The 455-nt window shown below is 63.7% G+C and carries 1 pseudogene; it reads right to left on the bottom strand.

From position 1 onward, the window contains the following. Positions 1–166: 166 nt before the first annotated feature. Positions 167–455, bottom strand: a pseudogene (locus DEQ92_RS22610) (extracellular solute-binding protein); the annotation flags it as partial.

Genomic DNA, 455 nt, shown 5'->3' with positions numbered 1-455 from the left:
TGAAGACGCCGGAGAACACCAAGAGCACAGAGAACGGCAGACAGAGGGCGACGATGCGCCGTATCTCCCGCTGTCGCTCGGACGTCGGGGACACTACCGATCCGACGGCGGTCCGGACCGCACCCGTCGCCCGCGTGCCCATCGATACTTGATCGGCCGCCATCGCTTACAGGCCGGCTCCGCGCGTGATGTCCTGGATGATCGTCTCCTGGTTTTCGACCAGCGCCGACTGATCGACAGTGAACTGTGTCTTGTCGTATCGGCTCTGCGGCGGGAATTCGTCGGGCATTTCCATCTCCGAGGCCCGGATCGGCCGCGCGTACGCCTTGAGGAACTTCCGCTGGCCTTCCAGCGAGAGCACGTAGTCCATGAATTTCTTCACCGCCTCTGGATTCGGTGCGTTCGCCAGCATCGCGTAGCCGTACAGCGCGTTGAACGCGCCGGCCTCCCCGTTC

Origin of the sequence: Haloferax sp. Atlit-6N, assembly GCF_003383195.1 — an archaeon.
Taxonomy (GTDB): domain Archaea; phylum Halobacteriota; class Halobacteria; order Halobacteriales; family Haloferacaceae; genus Haloferax; species Haloferax gibbonsii.
Note: the sequence above shows the minus strand (reverse complement) of the source record. Positions and strands in the feature narration are given on the sequence as shown.